The sequence below is a fragment of the Saccharopolyspora sp. CA-218241 genome (assembly GCF_050954615.1).
GTDB classification, from domain to species: domain Bacteria; phylum Actinomycetota; class Actinomycetes; order Mycobacteriales; family Pseudonocardiaceae; genus Saccharopolyspora; species Saccharopolyspora cebuensis.
In genome coordinates, this window is sequence record NZ_CP191860.1 from 4,303,290 (window position 1) to 4,323,950 (window position 20,661).

At 72.5% G+C, this 20,661-nt stretch carries 23 protein-coding genes and 2 riboswitches; of the genes, 8 read left to right on the top strand and 15 right to left on the bottom strand.

The window, feature by feature from the left end; genetic code table 11:
* Positions 1-130: 130 nt before the first annotated feature.
* Both ACQP0T_RS20500 and ACQP0T_RS20505 read left to right on the top strand, forming a co-directional pair.
* Positions 131-568 (top strand): ATP-binding protein, encoded by a 438-nt coding sequence (locus tag ACQP0T_RS20500; RefSeq protein WP_345367039.1) that lies wholly within the window; start codon positions 131-133, stop codon positions 566-568.
* The gene (locus tag ACQP0T_RS20505; protein ID WP_345367041.1) at positions 565-1,374 is read left to right on the top strand and encodes an RNA polymerase sigma factor SigF; all 810 of its coding nucleotides are present in this window, start codon (positions 565-567) and stop codon (positions 1,372-1,374) included. Before ACQP0T_RS20500 ends, ACQP0T_RS20505 begins: the two co-directional genes overlap by 4 nt.
* A 109-nt stretch (positions 1,375-1,483) precedes the next feature.
* On the opposite strand, the gene ACQP0T_RS20510 is transcribed toward ACQP0T_RS20505, so the two are convergent.
* Positions 1,484-2,320 (bottom strand): M23 family metallopeptidase, encoded by an 837-nt coding sequence (locus ACQP0T_RS20510; protein WP_433869536.1) that lies wholly within the window; start codon positions 2,318-2,320, stop codon positions 1,484-1,486.
* A 789-nt stretch (positions 2,321-3,109) separates the two neighbouring features.
* On the opposite strand from ACQP0T_RS20510, the gene ACQP0T_RS20515 reads away from it, so the two are divergent.
* Positions 3,110-4,018 carry a sulfite exporter TauE/SafE family protein gene (locus tag ACQP0T_RS20515; protein ID WP_433869537.1) on the top strand — a complete coding sequence of 303 codons (909 nt, stop codon included), beginning with the start codon at positions 3,110-3,112 and terminating at the stop codon, positions 4,016-4,018.
* 459 nt (positions 4,019-4,477) lie between these two features.
* Here ACQP0T_RS20515 and ACQP0T_RS20520 read toward each other — a convergent pair whose 3' ends face one another.
* Positions 4,478-5,647, bottom strand: coding sequence for an NAD-dependent epimerase/dehydratase family protein (locus ACQP0T_RS20520; protein ID WP_345367047.1), 1,170 nt, complete (start codon positions 5,645-5,647; stop codon positions 4,478-4,480).
* 208 nt (positions 5,648-5,855) lie between these two features.
* On the opposite strand from ACQP0T_RS20520, the gene ACQP0T_RS20525 reads away from it, so the two are divergent.
* On the top strand, positions 5,856-6,326 hold the full coding sequence (locus ACQP0T_RS20525; protein WP_433869538.1) for a GtrA family protein: 471 nt from the start codon (positions 5,856-5,858) through the stop codon (positions 6,324-6,326).
* Here the strand turns inward: ACQP0T_RS20525 and ACQP0T_RS20530 are convergent.
* The 11 genes from ACQP0T_RS20530 to ACQP0T_RS20580 all read right to left on the bottom strand — a co-directional run bounded on the left by ACQP0T_RS20530 (position 6,295) and on the right by ACQP0T_RS20580 (position 15,679).
* Complete coding sequence (locus tag ACQP0T_RS20530; protein ID WP_433869539.1) at positions 6,295-8,559, bottom strand: glycosyltransferase family 2 protein; 2,265 nt, start codon at positions 8,557-8,559, stop codon at positions 6,295-6,297. The genes ACQP0T_RS20525 and ACQP0T_RS20530 overlap by 32 nt on opposite strands.
* A complete protein-coding gene (locus ACQP0T_RS20535; RefSeq protein ID WP_433869540.1) occupies positions 8,556-9,503 on the bottom strand; it encodes an NAD-dependent epimerase/dehydratase family protein in 948 nt (315 codons plus the stop codon). The genes ACQP0T_RS20530 and ACQP0T_RS20535 overlap by 4 nt, the downstream gene beginning before the upstream one ends.
* Positions 9,504-9,574: 71 nt before the next feature.
* A complete protein-coding gene (locus ACQP0T_RS20540) occupies positions 9,575-10,012 on the bottom strand; it encodes an SRPBCC family protein (protein WP_433869541.1) in 438 nt (145 codons plus the stop codon).
* Positions 10,013-10,022: 10 nt separating this feature from the next.
* The gene (locus tag ACQP0T_RS20545; protein WP_433869542.1) at positions 10,023-10,856 is read right to left on the bottom strand and encodes a phosphoenolpyruvate hydrolase family protein; all 834 of its coding nucleotides are present in this window, start codon (positions 10,854-10,856) and stop codon (positions 10,023-10,025) included.
* Entirely contained in the window at positions 10,853-12,055 is a 1,203-nt protein-coding gene (locus ACQP0T_RS20550) for a Tm-1-like ATP-binding domain-containing protein (protein WP_433869543.1), read from the bottom strand. Before ACQP0T_RS20550 ends, ACQP0T_RS20545 begins: the two co-directional genes overlap by 4 nt.
* Before the next feature lie 79 nt (positions 12,056-12,134).
* Positions 12,135-12,566, bottom strand: a complete 432-nt coding sequence (locus tag ACQP0T_RS20555) for a lasso peptide biosynthesis B2 protein (RefSeq protein ID WP_433869544.1) — start codon at positions 12,564-12,566, stop codon at positions 12,135-12,137.
* A complete protein-coding gene (locus tag ACQP0T_RS20560) occupies positions 12,563-12,820 on the bottom strand; it encodes a lasso peptide biosynthesis PqqD family chaperone (RefSeq protein WP_433869545.1) in 258 nt (85 codons plus the stop codon). Before ACQP0T_RS20560 ends, ACQP0T_RS20555 begins: the two co-directional genes overlap by 4 nt.
* Positions 12,817-13,647 carry an asparagine synthase-related protein gene (locus tag ACQP0T_RS20565; RefSeq protein WP_433873796.1) on the bottom strand — a complete coding sequence of 277 codons (831 nt, stop codon included), beginning with the start codon at positions 13,645-13,647 and terminating at the stop codon, positions 12,817-12,819. Before ACQP0T_RS20565 ends, ACQP0T_RS20560 begins: the two co-directional genes overlap by 4 nt.
* Positions 13,629-14,669, bottom strand: a complete 1,041-nt coding sequence (locus ACQP0T_RS20570) for an asparagine synthase-related protein (protein WP_433869546.1) — start codon at positions 14,667-14,669, stop codon at positions 13,629-13,631. Before ACQP0T_RS20570 ends, ACQP0T_RS20565 begins: the two co-directional genes overlap by 19 nt.
* Before the next feature lie 141 nt (positions 14,670-14,810).
* Positions 14,811-14,963 carry a lasso RiPP family leader peptide-containing protein gene (locus ACQP0T_RS20575; protein ID WP_345367067.1) on the bottom strand — a complete coding sequence of 51 codons (153 nt, stop codon included), beginning with the start codon at positions 14,961-14,963 and terminating at the stop codon, positions 14,811-14,813.
* Positions 14,964-15,349: 386 nt separating this feature from the next.
* Positions 15,350-15,679, bottom strand: a complete 330-nt coding sequence (locus ACQP0T_RS20580) for a YbaB/EbfC family nucleoid-associated protein (protein WP_433869547.1) — start codon at positions 15,677-15,679, stop codon at positions 15,350-15,352.
* A gap of 87 nt (positions 15,680-15,766) precedes the next feature.
* Here ACQP0T_RS20580 and ACQP0T_RS20585 point away from each other — a divergent pair, with 87 nt between their 5' ends.
* Genes ACQP0T_RS20585 through ACQP0T_RS20595 form a run of 3 tightly spaced genes read left to right on the top strand, consistent with a single transcriptional unit; the run spans position 15,767 to position 17,987 of the window.
* Positions 15,767-16,099, top strand: coding sequence for a hypothetical protein (locus ACQP0T_RS20585; RefSeq protein WP_433869548.1), 333 nt, complete (start codon positions 15,767-15,769; stop codon positions 16,097-16,099).
* The gene (locus tag ACQP0T_RS20590; RefSeq protein WP_433869549.1) at positions 16,096-17,040 is read left to right on the top strand and encodes a polymorphic toxin type 24 domain-containing protein; all 945 of its coding nucleotides are present in this window, start codon (positions 16,096-16,098) and stop codon (positions 17,038-17,040) included. The genes ACQP0T_RS20585 and ACQP0T_RS20590 overlap by 4 nt, the downstream gene beginning before the upstream one ends.
* The gene (locus ACQP0T_RS20595; RefSeq protein WP_433869550.1) at positions 17,037-17,987 is read left to right on the top strand and encodes a hypothetical protein; all 951 of its coding nucleotides are present in this window, start codon (positions 17,037-17,039) and stop codon (positions 17,985-17,987) included. The genes ACQP0T_RS20590 and ACQP0T_RS20595 overlap by 4 nt, the downstream gene beginning before the upstream one ends.
* Before the next feature lie 40 nt (positions 17,988-18,027).
* Here ACQP0T_RS20595 and ACQP0T_RS20600 read toward each other — a convergent pair whose 3' ends face one another.
* Both ACQP0T_RS20600 and ACQP0T_RS20605 read right to left on the bottom strand, forming a co-directional pair.
* Positions 18,028-18,180, bottom strand: a complete 153-nt coding sequence (locus ACQP0T_RS20600; protein ID WP_433869551.1) for a hypothetical protein — start codon at positions 18,178-18,180, stop codon at positions 18,028-18,030.
* A gap of 213 nt (positions 18,181-18,393) precedes the next feature.
* Positions 18,394-19,572: an acyl-CoA dehydrogenase family protein gene (locus ACQP0T_RS20605; protein WP_433869552.1), complete on the bottom strand. Its 1,179-nt coding sequence runs from the start codon at positions 19,570-19,572 to the stop codon at positions 18,394-18,396.
* A gap of 101 nt (positions 19,573-19,673) precedes the next feature.
* Here ACQP0T_RS20605 and ACQP0T_RS20610 point away from each other — a divergent pair, with 101 nt between their 5' ends.
* Positions 19,674-20,309 (top strand): TetR/AcrR family transcriptional regulator, encoded by a 636-nt coding sequence (locus ACQP0T_RS20610; RefSeq protein WP_433869553.1) that lies wholly within the window; start codon positions 19,674-19,676, stop codon positions 20,307-20,309.
* A 129-nt stretch (positions 20,310-20,438) separates the two neighbouring features.
* Positions 20,439-20,529, top strand: a riboswitch (glycine riboswitch).
* Positions 20,530-20,640: riboswitch (glycine riboswitch) on the top strand. It abuts the riboswitch before it with no gap.
* Positions 20,641-20,661 lie beyond the last annotated feature (21 nt).

Here is a 20,661-nt window from a genome sequence, read left to right on the forward strand (position 1 = left end):
TCCGGGCCGACGACCCGTTGGGGCGGTGGCGGTGGCGCCGTCCGTTTGTTCGGTGCGGGGCTCGGGTATGAGCTGATTGTGAGCAACGTGTGCGCCACCGACGCACAGACCGAGACGAGGTGGCCCGGGGATGAGCGTGGAGCGCGAGGTCGCGCAGGTCGAGACGGACGAACCCGCAGCGGACGCGGTGGAGGTCCGCGTGCTCGCGGACCCGCGACAACTGGCGGTGATGCGGGCCGTCATCGGTGACCTGGCGATGCGCGCGGATTTCGACGTGGACGCGATCGCCGATCTGCGGCTGGCGGTGGACGAGGCGTGCTCGTCCCTCGTGCGGCTGGCCGCACCGGAGGCGACGCTGCGCTGCCGGTTCCGCTCGCTGACCGACACGCTGTCGATCAGCGCGGAGGTGACCAGCGACGATGCTTTCGGACCGCGCAAGGACACCTTCAGCTGGCGGGTGCTGAGCGCCCTGGCCGACAGTGTGTCAACCTCGGTCGAGCCGGACCCCGCCAGCGGCGGCAACCTGGTCCGGATCGACCTGATCAAGGGACGGACGGCCCACGTGTGAAGCGAGCGGTTCCCGGATCTGCTCACTCGTCGAGAAACGAACGCTACGACGAACTGGCTCCGCTGTTCGTCGAGTACGCCGAGCTGAGCGCAGACGACTCCCGTCGCGGCGAGCTGCGGGAGAAGCTGGTCACCGAGCACCTGCCGGTGGCCGAGCACATCGCGCGCCGGTTCAGCCACCGGGGTGAATCGCAGGAGGACCTCACCCAGGTCGCCACCCTCGGGCTGATCAACGCGGTGGACCGGTTCGACCCCGGACGCGGCGTCGACTTCCTGTCCTACGCGGTGCCGACCATCATGGGCGAGGTCCGCAGGCACTTCCGCGACACCGGCTGGGCGGTGCGGATGCCGCGGCGGCTCCAGGAGCTGCACCTGTCGGTCTCCTCGGCCATCGCGCGGCTGTCCCAGGAGCTGGGCCGGGCGCCCACGCCCAGCGAGCTGGCCCGGCACCTCGGCATCAGCACCGACGACGTCTACCGGGGGCTGGAGGCGGGCAACGCCTACCGCAGCGCTTCGCTGGACGAACTGCTCACCGACACCGACGAGATCCCGCTCGGCGACGCCATCGGCGAGGACGACAGCGAACTGGCCGAGGTGGAGAACCGGGAGATGGTCCGCCCGCTGCTCGACGAGCTGCCGGAGCGCGAGCGCCGCATCCTGGTGATGCGGTTCTTCCGGGGCATGACCCAGACCCAGATCGCCGAGCAGGTCGGCATCTCGCAGATGCACGTCTCCCGGCTGCTCGCGCGCACCTTGAGCTGGCTGCGCGACCGGCTGGACCAGGACGCCGCCGCGAAGGCCGACTGACCGCGGACCGCCGCCACTTCGACATGAGTGAGGGGCACCTTCATCCGACCTAGCCGGATGAAGGTGCCCCTCACTCGGAATCACCTGAGCGCGGCCGGGCCGCGGGGGCTCAGGACTGGACGTCGATGCCGCGCTCCTGGAGCCACGGCAGCGGGTTGATCTTGCTGCCGCCGGTGATGATCTCGAAGTGCAGGTGCGGGCCGGTGGACTGGCCGCGGTTGCCCATCGTGGCGATCTGCTCACCGGCATCGACGCGGTCGCCGACGCTGGCGTCGATGGTGTTGATGTGGCCGTAGACGCTGATCGTGCCGTCGTCGTGCTGGACCCGGATCCACTGGCCGAAGCCGCTGGCCGGTCCGGCGTTGATGACCTCGCCCGCGGCGACCGAGCGGATCGGGGTGCCGATGTCGTTGGCGATGTCGATGCCGTTGTGGCTGCTGCCCCAGCGGGCGCCGAAGCCCGAGGTGAACGTGCCCTCGGCCGGCTTGACGAAGCCGGCCGCCTTGCGGGCCTCCTCCTCGGCCTTCTCCCGGGCCGCCTGCGCCTCGGCGGCGGCCCGGGCCTCCGCCTCCTCGGCGGCCTTCCGGGCGGCCTCCTCGGCTTGGCGCTTGGCCTCGGCGGCGCGCTGCTGCTCCAGCTCGCGGGCCTTCTCGATCTTGCCGAGCTCGCCCTCCTCGGTGATCGGGCTGCGCGCCTGCAGCAGCTCGACCGACGCGGGGCGGTTCTCGGCGCCGTTGACCGCGAGGCTCAGGTCGGTCTCGCCGACCAGCGGCTGCACCGGGCGGTGCTCGCCCTCGGCCGCGGTGGCCGTGAACGGCACCCCGACCGCGGCGAAGGCACCGGTGGCCACGACGGCGGCCACCACCTTGTTGCGGACCGGGAGCTTGCGGGACTTCGGGAGATCGGCGTTCGGGGACTGCTCGTTCTCCTGGCGATGATCGCTCATCGTGACCTTCCGTCTCGGGGGAGATCCGGCCGCGCCCGCCTGGGGGTCGAGCGGGTGCCCTCCATCGGGGGTTGAGGACTTCGTGACCGAACCGTGACGTACGAGGCGGGACCGTAGCGGAGGGTGACGACGAACCGCAAGCAATGCTCCATTCAGGGAGCTTGTCCGACCCGAGTTTCAGCGACTAGCTACTCCGAGTGAGCACCGGAGATGACCATCCGGTAACGCGCCCCCGGTCCGCGCAACGCGGCGGAGCCGATCGATCGACTTTTCCCCACCGGAAAGCCGAAATCGATCAGCGTCCGAGGTATTTTCGCTGGTCATCGCAGGCGAGGACCGAACGCGGAGATCATCCCGGCACGCCCGCGCGGGTCCCGCCGCGCCCGCGCGGAGGGCCCCGCGGACGATCTCCGCCCGGGCCCGCGGGAACGCCGCTCGGGCACCGCGAAGATCGCTGCCGAGGTCGTCGGTGGCCTTGACCACACCCCGCGCGGAAGGGCCCCGGTGGGCCTCCCGGACTGTGGGAGCCGACCCCACTCGTCCGCGTGATCTGTTTGACTGTCCGGCATGGCGCATGGAGATCAGTGGCGGCTGCTGGCGGAACGCCTCCACGTGGACCTGCTGCGCGTGATCTCCGCGGGGTGTCGGCGCGAGCGGTAGGCCCGCCACCACGCCCCGCCCCCTTCCCCGGCCGCACCGGCGACGCGGCCGCGTCCGATCCGGCCCCCGCACCACCGCGCACGCGGTGGCCCCGCGCGCGGGCGTCCGCACGCACCCATCGGAGGCATCGTGCACGGGTTCATCCTCTTCGCCCTCGGCGGCTTCATCGCCCAGCTCGTCGACGGGTCGCTCGGCATGGCCTACGGGGTCACCTCGACGACGATCCTGCTCACCGCCGGACTGGCCCCCGCCTTGGCCTCGGCTTCGGTGCACCTGGCCGAGATCGGCACCTCGGTGGCCTCCGGGGTATCGCACTGGCGGTTCGGCAACGTCGACTGGAAGGTCGTGCTCACCCTCGGCGTGCCCGGCGCCGTCGGCGCGTTCCTCGGGGCGACCGCGCTGAGCAACGTGTCGACCGCGGCGGCGGAACCGTGGATGGCGTTCGTGCTCTTCGCGCTCGGCCTCTACGTCCTGCTGAAGTTCGCGCTGCGGCCGCTGCGGCGGCGCACGCTCACCGGGGTGAGCCCCAAGCTCACCGCGCCGCTGGGGCTGGTCGCCGGGTTCGTCGACGCCACCGGAGGCGGCGGCTGGGGGCCGGTGGCGACGCCGACGCTGCTGAGCACCGGCAAGATCGAGCCCCGCAAGGTCATCGGCTCGGTGGACACCAGCGAGTTCCTCATCGCGGTGGCGGCCAGCATCGGCTTCCTGACCTCGCTGAGCGGCCAGCAGCTGTCCTGGACGACGGTGGGGGCGCTGCTGCTCGGCGGCGTCGTCGCGGCGCCGCTGGCGGCCTACCTGGTGCGGATCGTGCCGATGCGGCTCATCGGCGTCGGGGCGGGCGGCCTCATCGTGCTGACGAACGCGCGCACCCTGGTCGAGGCGATCGGCCTGCCGGGCACCGCCGGCGTGGCGGTCTACGTCGCGATCGCCCTGGCCTGGGTGGCCGCCCTGGCCCACACGACCCGCACGGTGCTCCGCGAGCGCCGCGAGCTCGACACCGCGGACCAGCCCGAACCCGCCCGCTCGGCAACCGACTGATCACCCGGGAGGATGAGCGAGGGGCACCCCGCACCACGTCACGCGGGCCGGGGCGCCCCTCACCTCGAAAAGATCATCCGGTGTGGTGCGGGTGGCGGGCGGAGCAGGGCTTCACCCGGGCGGAGCAGGCCGGGGCGGGTCTCCGGGTCAGGTGAACGGCGTTCAACACCCACGTGCCGTATCGCCGACCTCACCCACAAGAGTTACCGTTCAGTAGACCGTGTGGAAGCCCCCGACACACGGTAGGTGCCCCGGGTCTGGCGCAGAGTCCATGCCCGGGGCACCGCTCCCCGTACCGCGACTTTTCACGCAGCCGCAACGCTCAGGCTCAGTCTGCCTTCCCGTCTTGGCATATTCCACCCCGGGCGCGGCACAGTTCGGGCACGGGCCCGCATCACGGGTGTCAAAGGCGTGCGCCCGGTGGCGCGGCCCGGGGCGAGCCGCGCCACCGGGTCCCGATCAGGAGTCGGTGCGCAGCGGGCTCGACGCCGTGCGCCAGTTGACCGTCGGGCGCATCGCGCCGAGGTCCACCCGGTCCTTGTGCGCCTCGGCGACGCCGAACAGCGACTCGATGAGGGTGTTGGACAGCAGGTGCGGTTCCAGGCCGAGCTCGACCAGGCCGGTGTGCTTGACGTTGTAGTAGTGCTCGTGCTGCTCCACGCGCGGGTTGTCGACGTGCTCGACCTCGACCTGCCCGTCGAAGCTGTTGGCCACGACCTTGGCGATCTCGCCCACGGAGAAGCTCTCGGTGATCTGGTTGAACACCCGGAACTCGCCCTGCGCGGCGGGGTTCTCCGAGGCCAGCCGAATGCACTCCACGGTGTCCCGGATGTCGATCGCGCCGCGGGTCTGCCCGCCGGAGCCGTAGACGGTCAGCGGGTGGCCCAGCACGGCCTGGATGACGAACCGGTTCAGCACGGTGCCGAAGATGGCGTCGTAGTCGAAGCGGGTCGCCAGCCGCGGGTCGCGGACGGTCTGCGGGGTCTCCTGGCCGTACACCACGCCCTGGTTGAGGTCGGTGGCGCGCAGCCCCCAGATCCGGCAGGCGAACTCGATGTTGTGGCTGTCGTGGACCTTGCTCAGGTGGTAGAAGGACCCCGGCTTCTTCGGGTACAGCATCCGGTCGCTGCGCCCGTTGTGGGTGACCTCCAGCCAGCCTTCCTCGATGTCGATGTTCGGAGTGCCGTACTCGCCCATCGTGCCCAGCTTGACCAGGTGGATCTCGGGGTCCACCTCCTGGATCGCGAACAGCACGTTGAGGTTGCCCACGACGTTGTTCTGCTGGGTGTACACCGCGTGCTTGCGGTCGATCATCGAGTACGGGGCGGCCCGCTGCTCGGCGAAGTGGACGATGGTGTCCGGGCGGAAGTCCCGGATCATCTCGGTGGTGAAGTCACCGTCGACCAGGTCGCCGTAGTACGACTTGATCGTCTTGCCGGACACCTCGCGCCACGCGTCCACCCGGACCTGCATGGGCTCGATCGGCACCAGGCTCTGGACGCCCATCTCGTGGTCGTAGCCGCGGCGGGCGTAGTTGTCGGCGACGGCGACGTCGTGGCCGCAGTCGGACAGGTGCAGAGCGGTCGGCCAACCGAGGTAGCCGTCCCCCCCGAGGACGAGGATTCGCACGCCTATTTCTCCTCTACGTCATGCGGCACCGCAGTTGGCACGGTGAGCCGGGCGGGTCAAGTCGCCTCCGACGAGCTTCACCCGATGGGTACAACAACGCGGTGATGTTCTCATCCTTGTGGCGGACTGCGAAGCAGTGGCCACCTCCTTCGCGACCGGCGATGGGCTGGGTAGGGTCAGCCGGGCAGCAGCAACCGCGGAGGGGTCAATGGTGCAGCACGCCGACGAAGGGACCCAGCCGACGCGCGGGCGGTACTGGCGGCTGGTCCGCCGGTTCGCGGCGGCGTCGGTGGTCGCCACCGCGGTCAGCCAGGTCGTCTTCGTGGCGTCCTACGCGCTCGGCGCCGCGCCGGCGGCGGCCACCGCGCTGGCCTGGCTGGCGGGCGCGGTGCCGAACTTCGCGCTCAACCGGCGCACCTGGGGCGGCGGTGGCCGGGACGCGCTGCGCGGCGAGCTGCTGCGCTACGGCGTGATCTCGGTGGGCACCGCCGTGCTGGCCGCGCTGGCCACCAGCGGCGCCGAGCACCTCGCCCGCTCCGCCTTCGCCGACCGGGAAGCCGCCCAGGTCGTCGTGGTCTGGGCGGCCTTCCTCGGCACCTACGCGGTGATGTTCGTGGTGAAGTTCTTCCTGATCGACCGGCTGGTGTTCACCGCTCGGCAGCCACCGCGGCCTCGCTGACCGGCTCCGGCGCCCGCCGCGACGCGGTGGCCCGGCGTTCCCGCAGCCAGGTGCCGAACACGACCTTCGAGTAGCTGTAGCCGTAGCGCAGCGCGCCGCCCTTCTTGGACTTGCCCGCCGCGCGCACCAGCATCCGCATCGGCTGCTCCAGCACCCGGTAACCGCGGCTGAGCACGCCGACCAACAGCTCCGAGGACTGGTACTGCGGCTGCTCCAGGGTGACCGACACCGGCACCTCGGCCTTCATCCCGCGGAAGCCGAACGAGGTGTCGGTGATCCGCTGCCGGGTCAGCGCGCTGACCGCCCAGGCGAACACGTGGGTGCCGACCCGCCGGATCAGCGCCGGGCGCTCGTTGCTGCCCAGGCGGCGCGAGCCGGTGACGAAGTCCGCCCGGTCGTCGATCAGCGGTTGCAGCAGCTTCGGCAGCTCGGTGATGTCGTACTGGCCGTCGGCGTCGGTGGTGATCACGTACCGGGCGCCGCGCTCGGCCGCCAGGTGGTAGCCCAGCCGCAGCGCCGCGCCCTGCCCGCGGTTGGCGGGGGCGACGCAGGTCTGCACGCCGCGGCCCACCGCGACCTCGGCGGTGCCGTCGGTGGCCCCGTCCACCACGACCAGGGTGTCCACGTCGAGGCCGCAGCTGCTCGACGGCATCCCGTCCAGCACGCCGCCGAGCGCCTCCTGCTCGTTGTAGGCGGCGATGAGCACCACGACCGGGGCGAATCGGTGGTCGCCGTAGCGGGTGGCGTAGTCGTCCAGCGCGGCCCGGTCCACCGGGTCCGGGTAGGCCGTCATCTCGGTCTCCTTCGGTGATGCGTGCGGCGCGGGCGGCCTGCGCCCGCCCAGGACGGCGGTGATGGCCAGCGCTCCCGCCAGCGGCAGCAGCACCAGGCTGGGCAGTTGGTACCGCCAGGAGAACTCCATCGCGGCGGCGGTGCCGAGCACGGTGGTGGCGAGCCCGGCGGGCAGCAGCACGACCGAGCGCAAGCCGGAGCGCCGGGCCCGGCCGGCACCGGCCACCGCGAGCACCGCGACCAGCAGCGCCACGCCGAGGACGGTGCCCGGGGTGTAGCCGCCGCCCAGCTGGTAGGCGCGCAGGAAGCCGGCCAGCTCCGGGTCGACGGAGATCTCGCCGTCGTCGTGGCGCTCCACCCACTCGGCCACGTACCACTCGTCGGCGTACATCGGGTAGAAGGTCTGGAACTGCCACCGGTGCAGCGGGACGTCCCCGGGGCTCTGGGTGCGGGTCGGCGCGAAGCCCTTGAGGAAGTCCTCGACGACTCCGCCGACCACGTCCAGCGGCTGGTTGAGCAGCACCTTGGCGGCCAGCGAGCCCTGCGCGGAGACGAAGTCCATGCCCTCCGGCAGCAGGTTCTCCACGTTGTGCTGCTGGTGCCAGAAGTGGATGTAGTGGTCGATGCCCTTCTGCTCGCGCTCCGCGACCGGCTCGTCCGGGCAGACCAGCTCCTCCTCCGGGGTGAGGTCGAGCTGCTCGCACTCGGCCACGACGGCGGTGCGGCCGTAGACGACGCTGCCGGTGGAGCCGCCCAGCGCGGGCACCCCGGTCCACAGCATGTGGTACATCGCGTATCCGCCGAGCACGGCGGCGAACGCCCCGACCAGCGCCGCGGTCGAAGCCCACCGGCGGCGCCACCCGTCGCGGGGGCGCAGCCCGGCGGCCAGCAGCACGAAGACCGCGGCGGGCACCACCAGGGTCACCCCGACGATGCGCACGATGACCGAGGCGGCCAGCACCAGCCCGGCCAGCGCGGCGAGCTTGGGCCCGGGCGTCCCCCACCAGGTCAGCAGGTAGATCGTGCCGAGCAGCAGCAGCTGGAACAGCAGGTCGGACATGATCAGGTGCTCGATCTGCACCTGGTAGGCGTCCAGCAGCACCGGCGCGGCGGCCAGCGCGGCCAGCCAGGGCCGCACCGAGAAGCGGCGCAGCAGCGCGTAGATCGCCACGCCGAGACCGAGCCCGAGCAGGTGCTGCACGGCGGCCACCAGCGTCAGGTTGCCCACCGCCAGCAGCGGCCACAGGAACAGCTCGTAGCCGATCGGGTTGATCCCGCCCGGGAAGAACACCCCGAGGTCGTCGAGGTACCGGAACGAGTCGATGTAGAGCAGCGCCGGGCGGTAGGCGAGCTGCGCGACCACCCGCAGCGCCGTCCCGGCCACCAGCAGCAGCGCGAGCAGCCAGTGCGCGCGGAGGAAGCGCCCGAGCGCGGCCGTCATGAGGCGGCGGAGGCGCGGAAGTCCGCCCACACCGTGCGCAGCCCGGCGGTGAGCTCCACCGCGGGGGTGTAGCCGAGTTCCCGCTGCGCCTTGGTGACGTCGACGATCACGGCGGGCATCTCGCCGTTCTTGGCGGGCACGTGGGTGCTGGGCACCGGCTCGCCGGTCGCGGTGCGCACCGCTTCGATCAGCTCCAGCACCGAGATGGAGTCGCCGGAGCCGATCACCGCGGTGCCGGTGTACTGCTTGTCCCAGGCCGCGAGGATGCCCTGCACCACGTCATCGATGTGCACGAAGTCGCGGCGCTGGCCGCCGTCGCCGTAGACCTCGACGCCGGTGCCCGCGAGCGCCGCGCGCATCAGCCGCGGCACGAAGCTGTCCTTGTGCCCCATGCCGGGACCGTAGATGTTGGTGAAGCGCAGCGCAGCGGCCCTGAGCCCGTAGGCCCCGGCGTAGCCGGACAGCAGCATCTCGCAGGCCGCCTTGGTGGCGCCGTAGGGCGTGAGCGGGGTCAGCGGCAGCGCTTCGGAGATGGTGCCGTGCCCGACGTCGCCGACCACCGCGTTGGTGGAGGCCAGCACGAACTGGTCCACGCCGCGGAGCCGGGCGAGCTCCAGCAAGCCGTGGGTGACCGCGACGTTGGTGGCGAAGGTGTCGTCGGGCTGGTCCACCGAGCGCAGCACCGAGGTGATCGCGGCGAGGTGGACGATCCCGGCCGCGCCTTCCTCGACGGCGGCGTCGCGCACCGCCGGATCGCGCAGATCACCGGCGAGGTAGTGCACCAGGTCGCCGCGCAGCGACTCCGGTGGCTCCTGGAGGTCGACGATGGTGACCGGGGTACCGCGTTCGACGAAGGCCTGCACGACCGCACGGCCGACGAAACCGGAACCTCCGGTGACGACGACCCGATCGGCGGGGGCGGGTTCGGGGCTCACGCTTGACACGGGCCAGACTCTAACCGGCGCGCATCACCCGGTGGTGGACGGCCGCGTCGAACTGGTTACGGCGCGTCGCCCTACTCGGTGACGTGGCTCTGGAGTCCCGCGAGCCCGGCCGCGAAGACGCCGGTGGCGAAGGTGCGGTCGAGCTCGGCCTCGTCGGCGGCGTCCGCGTCGTAGTCGGCGCACCACTCCACGAAGCTGCGCCCGCCCGCCGTGTCCTCGGCGACGCGGAGCGTGGCGCGGTAGCGGCGCACCGGGAACGGGCTGGTCACGAACTCGTAGCTGGTGCTGCGGGCGGTGTCGTCGAGAGCGACCAGCCGCTCCCGCACCTCACCCCCGCCGCTGAGCGCGAGCCGTCGCACCGCGCCGATCCGGTCGGCGGGCCCACCGCCTTCGATCTCGCTGCGCTCGATCGCCGGGTGCCAGCGGGGCAGCCCGTCGAAGTCGCGCACCAGTTCCCACACCTGCTCGACCGGCGCGTCGACGACCGCGCTCGCGTACGACCTGGCCACGGATTCCTCCTCAACGGGTGATGTTGGTGAACGCCCGGGTGCGCTCGGTGATCGACTGCTCGACCGGCAACCGCTCCATGCTGCTCGCGCCGAAGAAGCCGTGGCAGCGCTCGGTGCGGGCGAGCACGTGCGCGGCGTCGGCCGGTTCGGCGATCGGCCCGCCGTGGCAGAGCACCAGCACGTCGTCGCGGACCGCGGCCGCCGCCCGCGCCCACTCGTCGATCGAGCGCACGCAGTCGTCCAGCGAGGGCGCGGTCCCGGCGCCGATGCTGCCGCCGGTGGTCAGGCCCAGGTGGCAGACCACCACGTCGGCACCCGCCTCGGCCATCGCGCGGGCGTCGTCGGCCGAGAAGACGTACGGGGTGGTGAGCAGGTCGGCCTCGCGAGCGGCGGCGATCAGCTCGACCTCCAGGTCGTAGCTCATCCCGGTCTCCTCCAGGTTGGCCCGGAACACCCCGTCGATGAGCCCCACGGTGGGGAAGTTCTGCACCCCGGCGAAGCCCAGGTCGCGCAGTTCGCGCAGGAAGCGGTCGCGCAGCAGGAACGGGTCGGTGCCGTTGACGCCGGCCAGCACCGGCGTGCGCGGCACGACCGGCAGCACCTCGCGGGCCATCTCCAGCACGATCTCGTTGGCGTTGCCGTAGGCCAGCAGCCCGGCCAGCGAGCCGCGCCCGGCCATCCGGTAGCGGCCCGAGTTGTAGAGCACGACGAGGTCGATGCCCCCGGCCGCCTCGCACTTGGCGGAGAGCCCGGTGCCCGCGCCGCCGCCGATGACCGGCTCGCCGCGCGCGACCTTCTCGTGCAGCCGCCGGAGGATCTCCGCGCGGTCGGGTCGTGCCGTCACATCGCCTCCGCAGGGGTCGTGACCTCGTGGAACGCCGTGATCACGGCCTCGGCGAACCCGGGGTCGTTGAGGTGGTGCGGCACCCGGCGCACGATCCGGCCCGGCCCGGTGCGCACCTGCCGTTCCAGCTCGTCGAACAGGACCGCGTCGGCGGCCGGGTCGTGGAACGCCTCGCCCGGCGCGTCGAGCGCCGAGACCCCGCCCTCCGGCAGCAGCAGGCGCACCGGTCCGGGGTGGGCGTTGAGCTTGCGGGCGAGGAACTCCGCGATCGCGCGGCACTCCTCCGGCGTGGTGCGCATCAGCGTGACCTGCGCGTTGTGCTCGTGCAGCAGGCGGTCGCGGTAGTGCGCGGGCACGGTGTCGAGCGGGCCGAAGTTGACCATGTCGAGGGCACCGCAGGAGGCCACGAACGGGACTCCGGTGCGGGCGGCGGCGTCGAACCGCTGCTCCCCCGCGCTCATCACGCCCCCGGCGACGAGGTCGGCGACCTCGGTCGTGGTGAGGTCCAGCACGGCCCGCACCATCCCGGTGCCGACCACGTTGTCCAGCGCCCGCCCGCCGACCCCGGTCGCGTGGAAGACCAGCGGGTCGTGCTCGGCGCGCAGCCGCTCGGCCACGGCCGACACGCACGGGGTGGTGACGCCGAACATCGACAGCGCGACGGCGGGCCGGTCCTCGCCCGCGGGCACCGGGTGCGCCAGCGCCCCGAGCAGCGCATGCGCGGCGTTGCCGAGCACGGTGCGGGAGATCCGGTTCAGCCCGGCCACGTCGGTGACCGACGGGAACATCGCGATGTCGCTGGCGTCCACGTAGGCCGACACGTCGCCGGAGGCCACGGTGGACACCACCACCTTCGGCACGCCGATCGGCAGGTCGCGCAGCGCCGGGGTGATCAGGGCGGTGCCGCCGGAGCCGCCGAGCCCGAGGACGCCGTCGGGCGCCCGGGCGGGCAGGAAGCGGCGCAGCGCGGTGCTCATCGCGGCGACCGCCGACCCGCGCTGCCCGGTGAACACGGCCCCGGGGCCGTCCGGGTGGTGCGCGGCGACCTCGGCGGCCGGGACGTCGGCTCCGCAATCGGTGGCACCGCTGGTGCTCACGTCGACGGTGACGACCTCGTGCCGCGCCGCCAGCAAGCCGGCGACGTAGCGCAGCTCGGCGCCCTTGGTGTCGAACGTGCCGACGACGTAGGCCTTCGCCACCACGCCCTCCTCACCTTCGGTGCCACCGGGACCCTACTGTCGATCACGGTTCGGCGGCAGTCCGAAGATCGGGGGATCGTCACGCGCAGCGGTCGGCGGGCGGGACGCTCCACACGACCCGGAAGTGCGGCATCGTGTGCGGGTTCTCCCCGATCGGCTCGCCGTCGACGGCCACCCAGGCGTGGGCCTCGAACGGCTGCATCCGCACGCCGGTGCACCACTCCGGCCAGGTCCCGGTCAACCGGCAGGTCAGCGCGGTCGCGATCGCCCGCTCCAGGCACCACTCGCCGCCGCAGCGCACGCTCACCGCCAGCACCGCGTCCAGGGCGCGCCGCGCCTCCGCGCCGGTGGCCGGGCGCGCGCCCCGCCGAGCGGCTTCGAGCACCCGGCGCAGCCTGGCGGGTTTCAACCGGCCGAGGACCCGGGCGCCGAGCACCGCGACCAAGGCCACCGGACGCCACCACCAGCGCACCGGACCCGCCGGTTCCCACCCCGTCACCCGCACGCTCATGGCAGCACCAGCCCGCTCCGCCGCAGCTCGTCGAGCAGCGCCGCGACGTCCCGCGCGGCGATGTCCCCGTCCAGCGACGGGTTCGCGGCGCGCAGCGCGGTCGCCGCGTCCGCGGCCGTGCCGTCCCGGGCGAGGGACCGCACGACGACGGCGCCGTTGCCGTTGGTGATCCAGTACCCGCCGGTGTCCCCGTCGAGCAGGACCACGCCGTGCTCGGTCTCGGTGAGGATCACCTGCGGCGCGAACTCGATCATCGCTCGCCCCCCGCGGCCGGTGCCGGGGCCGGTCCCGCGCCGGTGCTCAGCCGGTCGGCGACCTCGTCGGAGCGGAGCCACAGCTCGCACGCCAGCGTGGGTTGCAGGGGCAGGATCGGCAGCAGCGTGGCGTGCAGCCCGAACACGGTCGAGCGCAGCCGCTCCGGGTCGATGAAGCCGAGCCGGGCCAGGCGGGAGTCGTCCCACAGCGCGCGCAGCGCCGCCCGGTGCCGGTCGAAGCTCTGGTACAGGTCCTGGTTCCCGACGCCCTTGTACGCCCGGTTCAGCAGCTCGTCCGGTACCGCGCCCGCCAGGGCGGCGGCCAGCACCGGCTTGTTCCGGCCATCCCGGACGCGGTCCCGCAGCCGGATCGACATCGCCGCTTCGACCACCTGGTCGTCGAGGTAGGGCGCCTCGAACGAGACGCCGAAGGGCTCGGCGATCCGCGAGCACTGCCGCACGGTCATCCCGTTGGACTGGACCTGCCGCAGCATCTCGTGCTGCAACGGCATCGGGCTGAACGGTTCCGGATCGCTCGCGGCGGCGTCGGCGAAGAACCGCCGCACGATCGCGACGGCCTCCGGCGTCGCCCACACCGGCATCCTGGCGGGGTGGTCCCAGCCCACCCCGGCGGCGCCGACCGGGTCCGTCACGGTCTCACCGCAGCGGCGCAGCCACTCGGCGAACGGGATCGGCGGGCGCAGCGCGCGGAGCGTCCCCGCCACGGTCATCCGGCGGTTCGCGCGGGTCCGCCGCAGGTACGGCAGGGAGCGGACCGGGTGCCTGCGGACGAACGCGTTGAAGAAGGTCAGCTCGGTCCGGAACAGCTCGTCCGAGCCGTGCCCCCGACGTGCGCGTGCGCCCCTGCCTCGGCCGCGGACTCGGCGAGCCGCTCGACCAGGTGCCTGCTCATGTGGACGTACGGGGCTTCGAGGCTGGGGCCGTGCGGATCGGGTTCGCTCACCTCGCCGTAGAATCCCGACCAGGAACCGGCGCGCAGCAGGCGGTGGCCGTCGGCCGCCAGCCGCGGTCGGCACCACTCGGCCCACGCGTGGTCGGCGTTGGCGGGGTCGGCGGATTCGTGGTGCACGGTCGAGAACCGCAGCCCGGCCCGACCGGCCAGGAAGCACAGGCTGGTCGAATCCATCCCGCCGGACAGGTCGAAGCTGGTGAGGGCGGTCCCGTCCCGCCCGCCGCAGGTCCGCACCGCGTCCTCCAGCGCGGCGCGCAGCACCTCGCGTCCCGCAGGGAGCGCGACCTCGGGCTCCGGCGGGCGCCACCACCGGGTGTCCCGCACCTCGCCGTCCGGGCGCATCCGCAGGTAGTGGCCGCCGGCCACGGCCCGCACGCCGCGCCACGGGCTGAGGTCGCTCAGCGGCCACGGCGGGCCGTACGGGGCGAGCAGGTGCAGCGCGAGCACGCGCTCGTCCAGCCGGGACCCGGCCAGCACCGCGATCCGCTCCGGCCGGTCGGCCGCCACCGGGACGCCGTCGGCGGTGGTGTGGAAGATCCGCCGGTTCGCGGCGATGTTGCCCTGGACCCGCACGTCGCCGTCGATGGCGAGGAGGGCGTGGAAGCAGCCCGGCACGCCGGAGAGCACCCGGTCCAGGTCCTCGACGCCGGGTAACCGGGCCAGGCGCGCCCGCAGCTCGTCGGCACCGACGTCGCTGCGGCCGAGGAGCACCAGCCGCTTCGCCCCGGCCACCACGTCCACGACGGCTCCGGCGTGCCACCGGCCGACCACCCAGGGCCGACCCGAGGCGTGGTGCAGCACCTGCGCACCGTCCCACTCCAGCCGCCGGACCAGCGGTTCCGCCGAGGGACTGTCCGGGAACACGGTGAATTCCACGACGCTCCTGCTCGCTCCGGCACCGACGGCCTGACCGGTGTCCGACCCGCGCACGCCGTTCGAACGCCGGAACCGACCAGGCCGTGGTGCTTCATCGTTCGGGGACCAGCGGTGACCGCGCGGTCGCGATCACCGGTGCGTCTACCCGCAGTTGCCGATGCAGAACACCCCGTACGGGCTGTCGATGTAGTTCCCGCTGGTCTTGATCCGGGTCACCTCGGTGAAGTCGCCCACCGGAAGAATCGCCGGCGCCTCGTAAGCGCCGTCCCGCACGTCGATCCCGTTCTCGGCCATCGCGAATCCGTCCTTTCCCAGAGGATTGATTGCCGGTTGTCGCGGCGATTCACGAAGCTACCGAGGCGAATTTGGCGGGTCAATACACCCGAAGCGGTACCACGAAAGGCCGATCGACGATTTCATGAATCATTTTTCGCGCGCCCGGACGAGCACTCCGGAGGCGGCGCGAGCAGCACGGATCGACGCGCGTAGCCGGAGCCCGATTCCCCGGAACGCGTCGGGAACGGCCGGTGCGCGGGACCGGCGACGACGGCCGCCCGCGATTCCGGGCGGAATCCGCGACGGCACCGGGCGCCGCGGCGATCGGAAAGCGGATTCACCGCACGACGTCAATTCCCCGACGATTCCGGAATCAGCGATCGCGTCGGCGATCCGATGCGGACTCAGCCCTCCAAGCGCTTCTGGGCGTCGGCGAGATCGCGGGTGACCTTCTCGATGGCCTTCTCGAAACCGGCGGTGAGCTGGTCGAGCTGGTCCTCGAAGGCGCCCATCGCCCCGCTGTCGGTGCGCAGCCGCTCGGCGAGGTCGTCCTGCGCGGCGGTGACCGCCTCGCGCACCGCCTCCGCCACGGCGGGCGCGCCCCGCTCCAGCAGCTCCGGCTCCAGTTCCAGCCCGGTCAGCCGCCCGTTCGCGTCGAGCGCGGCCCGCACCGCGCCCTCGGCCGCCGCACCGCTGCCCCGCACCTCGTCGTCCACGTCGCCCACGTCGCCCACCAGCCCAAGATCAGAACGTTTCCGCGAAACCATCCCACACCGCCGATCGGCCCACTACCGTCCGCCGGGAATCGGAGGTGCACCACCGTGGGAACGTTCTCGGTCGACCCGGACCGGATGCGGGAGTCGGGCGGCGATCTCCGCGCCGCCGGGGCCGACCTCGGCGCCGCCGTGGGCCGCGCTCGCGCCGACACGGCGGGGGACGCCTCGGTGTGGGGCGTCGACGACGCGGGCGCGGACTTCGGCGCGGCGCACCAGGAGCTCGCCGACCTCGCCGCCCGCGCGCTGGCGGCGCTCGGCCGCGGGGTCGACGAGCTGGGCGCGGCCCTGCGCGCCACCGCCGACGACACCGAGGAGACCGACCGCGAGCACGCCGACCGGCTCCGCCGCCTGAGCGACGAGCTGCGGTCGCCGCGATGAGCGTCGCGCTGCCCGGCGAACTCGCCGCCCTGCTCGCGGAGGTGGGCGAACCGTGGCCCGAAGCCGACGAGGACCGGCTCCGGGGCTTGGCCGACGGCTGGCGCCGGACCGGCGACCGCCTGGCGGAGCTGCGCGACCGCGCCGCTCCCCCGGCGCGCGCGGTCGCCGCCCACAACCGGGGCCGCGCGGTGGACGCCTTCACCGCCCGGTGGGCGGAGCTGGAACCGCGGGTCGCGCTCGGCGCGGCGGCGGCGCACCAGGTCGCCACGGCCGTGGACGCGCTGGCCACCGCCACGGGCGTGACCAAGGGCACCGCCGTCGAGGTGCTCGCGGCCGGGCACGCCCAGCGGGAGCGGGTCCGGCACCAGGCCGCCGGAGCGGTCGTGGCGCCCCTGATCAGCACGCTGCTGCGGATGCTGGCCAACGCGCTCCGGCCGCTGCTGCGCCGCCTCGGGCAGCTCCTGCGCTCGGTGGCCAGGACGGTGCTCGACGTCGCCAAGCGCGCGTTCCAGAGCATCGTGGACTTCGTCGAGTCCCTCTTCGGCCCCGAACCACCGCCACCACCGCCGGTGCCACCACCCCCGCCGCCACCGGAGTACCGGCGGGACGGCCCCCTCCCGCACGCCCGAGAACTCATCGCGAACGGTTCGGAGTGGACCGAGCCGGGCCGAGGACGCGGAGGCCGGAAGCTGCCGAAGGAAGCCGATCCGAACCAGGTCCTCTTCCTGCGGAATCCACCTGGGACGGGGTCGATCACGAGCTACTCCGTCTACGACGAACGCGGCTTTATCATCAAGCGCGTCGACATCGTCGGCACGCACGGGGGCATGACCGGGCACGTGCACGAGTTCTCGTTGCACACGAACCCCAAGACCGGTGAGGTCCACGTCGGACAATCCGAGGTGCGGAACGCGGAAGAACATGAAACGGACTACCGATGAATGAGCAGGACGGTGCCGAGCCCCGTCGCTTCCCCAGCTTCCTGGACCCGTGGCGCAAGACGAACGGTCCCGGGTTCACGCCACTCAGCTTCCTCGGCTGGGGCGGCGGGATCGAATTCGTGCTCGCCGCCCAGTGGCTGTTCCGCCCGGAGTTCATCGAGCACCGAGGGGGCGTGTTCTTCTCCGGGTCCAGCGCCGACGACAGCGGCGACCGGCGGCAGGCGATCGACACGTTCTTCAGGAGGTTCGACGATCGGATCGACCTCGTGGAACGGCACTCGAACCTGCTGTCGCTCCAGGACCTCTTCGGCAACGACGACCTGGAGCCGCACGACGCGGACCTGTCCACGCTCGCGAACACCCTCGCCGACTGCTGGCGGGCGTTGCTGGCCGCCGAGTTCCCGGACCGGGAGTTCGTCGTGGAGGTGTTCGACGAACCCGACGAGCCCTACGACCCGCAGATCACCTTCCACCGCCGTCCGCCGGAGCCGGTCGTGGTGCACGACCTGCCCCCGGGGCGGCTCGCGCCGGTGGACGGCGAGCCGGTGGCCGTGCACCTGGACCTCCCGCCGTCGCTGCACGGGGCCTTCACCGCGCGGGAGCGCAGCGCCGTGCTGGACGCGCGCGGCGGTCCGGACCTGGGTGCGCTGCTGGGTGCCCTGGCCCCCGGAGCGGCGTCGGTGGAGGGGGCCCTGGCGGGATCGGGGTGCGAGGCGGTGCTGGTCACCGGCTTCGAGCAGCTGTGGGTGAAGAACCGGCCCGCCGCCGAGGCGCTGGTGCGCGACCTGGTCCCGGCGCTGCGCGCGGCGCGGGCGGCCGGGGCCACCGCGCACGTGGCGCTCGCCGACCTGGCGGCCGACACCGTGGACGCCGTGGTCGGGCTGCTGCGGGACGTCCCCGCCGGGAGCGGCCCGGTGCCCGTCGTGCGCTACGCGCCCGGCGCGTGAAAACGACCCCCGGGCGAACCGGGGGTCGCGGAAGCCTCGGTCAGTGGCTCTTGCCCTTGCCGAACAGCTTGTTCTTGACCTGGTCGATCTTCTCCTTGTTCTTGGGGTCGGAGGCGTACTTCTTCGCCTGCTCCATCGCCTTGCGGCCCTGCGGGCTGCTGGCGAACTGGCTGACCTTCTTGAACAACGACATAGCGTCTCCTCAGCTCCGGCCGGGCGCGGTCGAGCCGCGATCAACTCCACCTCCAGGGTACCCACTCCCGGCCGGCTCCCGACGATCTCGGCGAACCACCCACCGGCCACCGTCCCACCAGCACCTCCCATTTCACCCGGAAGGTGAATGAGCGAGGGGCACCTTCATCCGGCTACGTCGGACGAAGGTGCCCCTCACCAGGAACGGGACGGGTCAGCCGAGGGCACCGGAGACCGAGGCGTGGCCCTTGAGGAGGTTGCGGGCGATGGTGCGGCGCTGGATCTCGTCGGTGCCCTCGAAGATCCGCAGCAGCCGCAGGTCGCGGTACCAGCGCTCGATGGGCAGCTCCTTGGTGTAGCCCATGCCGCCGTGCATCTGGAGCACCCGATCCACGATCTCCCCGGCGCGGGTGCCGCCGTAGAGCTTGGCGATGGACTGGGCGTGCCGGGAGTCGCCGCCCTGGTCGACCTGCCACGCGGCGTGCAGCACCAGCCAGCGCAGCGCCTCGATCTCCACCGCGGAGTCGGCCACCATCCACTGGATCGCCTGCCGCTCGGCGATCGGCTCACCGAAGGTCTCGCGGGTCTTGGCGTAGTCCATGCCCATCTCCAGCAGCCGCTCGCAGGCGCCGAGGGCGTGCGCGGGCAGCAGGTACCGGCCGCGGCCGATCCACTGCATGGCCAGCCGGAAGCCCTTCCCGACCTCGCCGAGCACGTTGCGCTCCGGCACCCGGACCTCGTCGAACACCAGCGCGGCGGGGCGGCGCTCCCACGGGCCCATGATGTCGATCGGCTCGGACTTCCAGCCCATGTCGCGGTCGACGAGGAAGCAGGTGACGCCGCCGTCGGCCCCCTTCTCCCGGTCGGTGACCGCGAACACCATCACGAAGTCGGCGTCGATGCCGCCGGTGATGAACGTCTTCTCGCCGTTGACGATCCACTCCGAGCCTTCCTTGCGCGCGGTGGTGCGCAGGTTCTTGGCGTCGGACCCGGCGCCCGGCTCGGTGATCGCGAAGCAGGACTTGCGGGTGCCCTCGATGGTGGGCAGCAGGTACTCCCGCTTCTGCTCCTCGTTGGCGTGGTAGAGGATGTTGTCGGCGTACCCGCCGAACCGGAACGGCACGAAGGTGCGGCCCAGCTCGGCCTCGATGAGCGCCGACATCACGGCGGAGAGGTCCATCCCGCCGTACTCCTCCGGGGTCTGCACGCCCCAGAAGCCCGCCTGCTTGGCCTTGTCCTGGAGCTCCCGCTGCTCGTCCTTGGTGAGGCCGCGCTCGCCGGCGCGCTCCCGGCGCAGCACCTCCGGCTCCAGCGGCACCAGCTCGCGCTGGACGAAGTTGCGAACCCAGTCGCGGATGTCGCGCTCGGTCTCCGACAGCGAGAAGTCGACCATGGGGCTTTCCTTTCCGCGCCCTGTGACTAACGGCGTTAGTTTTATGGGAGTCTAGAACCGCCGCGACGAGGCCCGCAAGGGTGTTCCGAGGAGGAGGGACCGTGCCCCGCCCCAGCAATCCCCTGCTGACGCCGGACCGCATCCGGCTGGCCGGTCTGGAGATCATCGACGAGCTCGGGCTGGAAGCGCTGTCCATGCGGCGGCTCGCCGACCGGCTCGGCGTCAAGGCCGCGTCGCTCTACAACCACGTGCCCGGCAAGGACGAACTGCTGCACGAGATCGCCGACGGCGTGATGCGCGCCGTGGACGTCAGCGGCTTCGAGCAGGACTGGGCGACCGGGCTGCGCACCTGGGCGCGCTCGTTCCGGGCCGCGCTCATCGCGCACCCCCACCTGGTCCCGTTCCTGGCCTCCGGTCCGGCCCGGCGGGAGACCGCGCTGCGCCGCGCCGACGCCGTGCACGGCGGGCTCACCTCGGCGGGCTGGCCGCAGCGGTACGCGACGATGATCGGCGCCTCCACCAAGTACCTGGTGGTCGGCTCGGCGATGGGCTCATTCTCGGCCGGTTTCCCGGACGAGGCGGAGCTCTACGACGAGCGCTTCCCCCACCTGGACCGGGCCCACCTGCTGCGCGAGCACGCGGCCGAGATCGACGCGGACAGCTTCGAGCTCGCACTCACCGCCCTGGTCGACAGCCTGACCCGCCTCCACCACGACCTCACCACCCAGCCCGGCTGAGTCACCCGCACCGCATCGCGATCGGACCACAACACCTTCCACTGAGATCACCCTCGCGTTGTGTTGACTGGCTTCGCGCACCTCCGTAGCGTCCGAATCCGACCGGCCCACAACTCAAGACCGCGCCGACGACGTCGTGCGGGAGAGACCCCAGCGTCACGGGGCGCCGAAGGAGCAATCTCCCCAAGAAACTCTCAGGCACCGGCACCGCGCGACAGCAGGCGAACACGGAGAAAAGCAGGAGCCCCGCTCCTCGCCCACGGTGCAAGCCGCCCGGTGTCCTGGCGCCGGACCGCGGTGAAACTCTCAGGCCAATGACTCCGGGGAGACCCCGACCAGCGCGAACCCGCGC

Excerpts from the sequence above, each read along its gene's own strand:
- ACQP0T_RS20500 (WP_345367039.1), top strand. The coding sequence starts at position 131 with ATGAGCGTGGAGCGCGAGGTCGCGCAGGTCGAGACGGACGAACCCGCA.
- ACQP0T_RS20510 (WP_433869536.1), bottom strand. The coding sequence starts at position 2,320 with ATGAGCGATCATCGCCAGGAGAACGAGCAGTCCCCGAACGCCGATCTC.
- ACQP0T_RS20525 (WP_433869538.1), top strand. The coding sequence starts at position 5,856 with ATGGTGCAGCACGCCGACGAAGGGACCCAGCCGACGCGCGGGCGGTAC.
- ACQP0T_RS20530 (WP_433869539.1), bottom strand. The coding sequence starts at position 8,559 with ATGACGGCCGCGCTCGGGCGCTTCCTCCGCGCGCACTGGCTGCTCGCG.
- ACQP0T_RS20555 (WP_433869544.1), bottom strand. The coding sequence starts at position 12,566 with ATGAGCGTGCGGGTGACGGGGTGGGAACCGGCGGGTCCGGTGCGCTGG.
- ACQP0T_RS20560 (WP_433869545.1), bottom strand. The coding sequence starts at position 12,820 with ATGATCGAGTTCGCGCCGCAGGTGATCCTCACCGAGACCGAGCACGGC.
- ACQP0T_RS20575 (WP_345367067.1), bottom strand. The coding sequence starts at position 14,963 with ATGGCCGAGAACGGGATCGACGTGCGGGACGGCGCTTACGAGGCGCCG.
- ACQP0T_RS20590 (WP_433869549.1), top strand. The coding sequence starts at position 16,096 with ATGAGCGTCGCGCTGCCCGGCGAACTCGCCGCCCTGCTCGCGGAGGTG.
- ACQP0T_RS20595 (WP_433869550.1), top strand. The coding sequence starts at position 17,037 with ATGAATGAGCAGGACGGTGCCGAGCCCCGTCGCTTCCCCAGCTTCCTG.
- ACQP0T_RS20600 (WP_433869551.1), bottom strand. The coding sequence starts at position 18,180 with ATGTCGTTGTTCAAGAAGGTCAGCCAGTTCGCCAGCAGCCCGCAGGGC.
- ACQP0T_RS20605 (WP_433869552.1), bottom strand. The coding sequence starts at position 19,572 with ATGGTCGACTTCTCGCTGTCGGAGACCGAGCGCGACATCCGCGACTGG.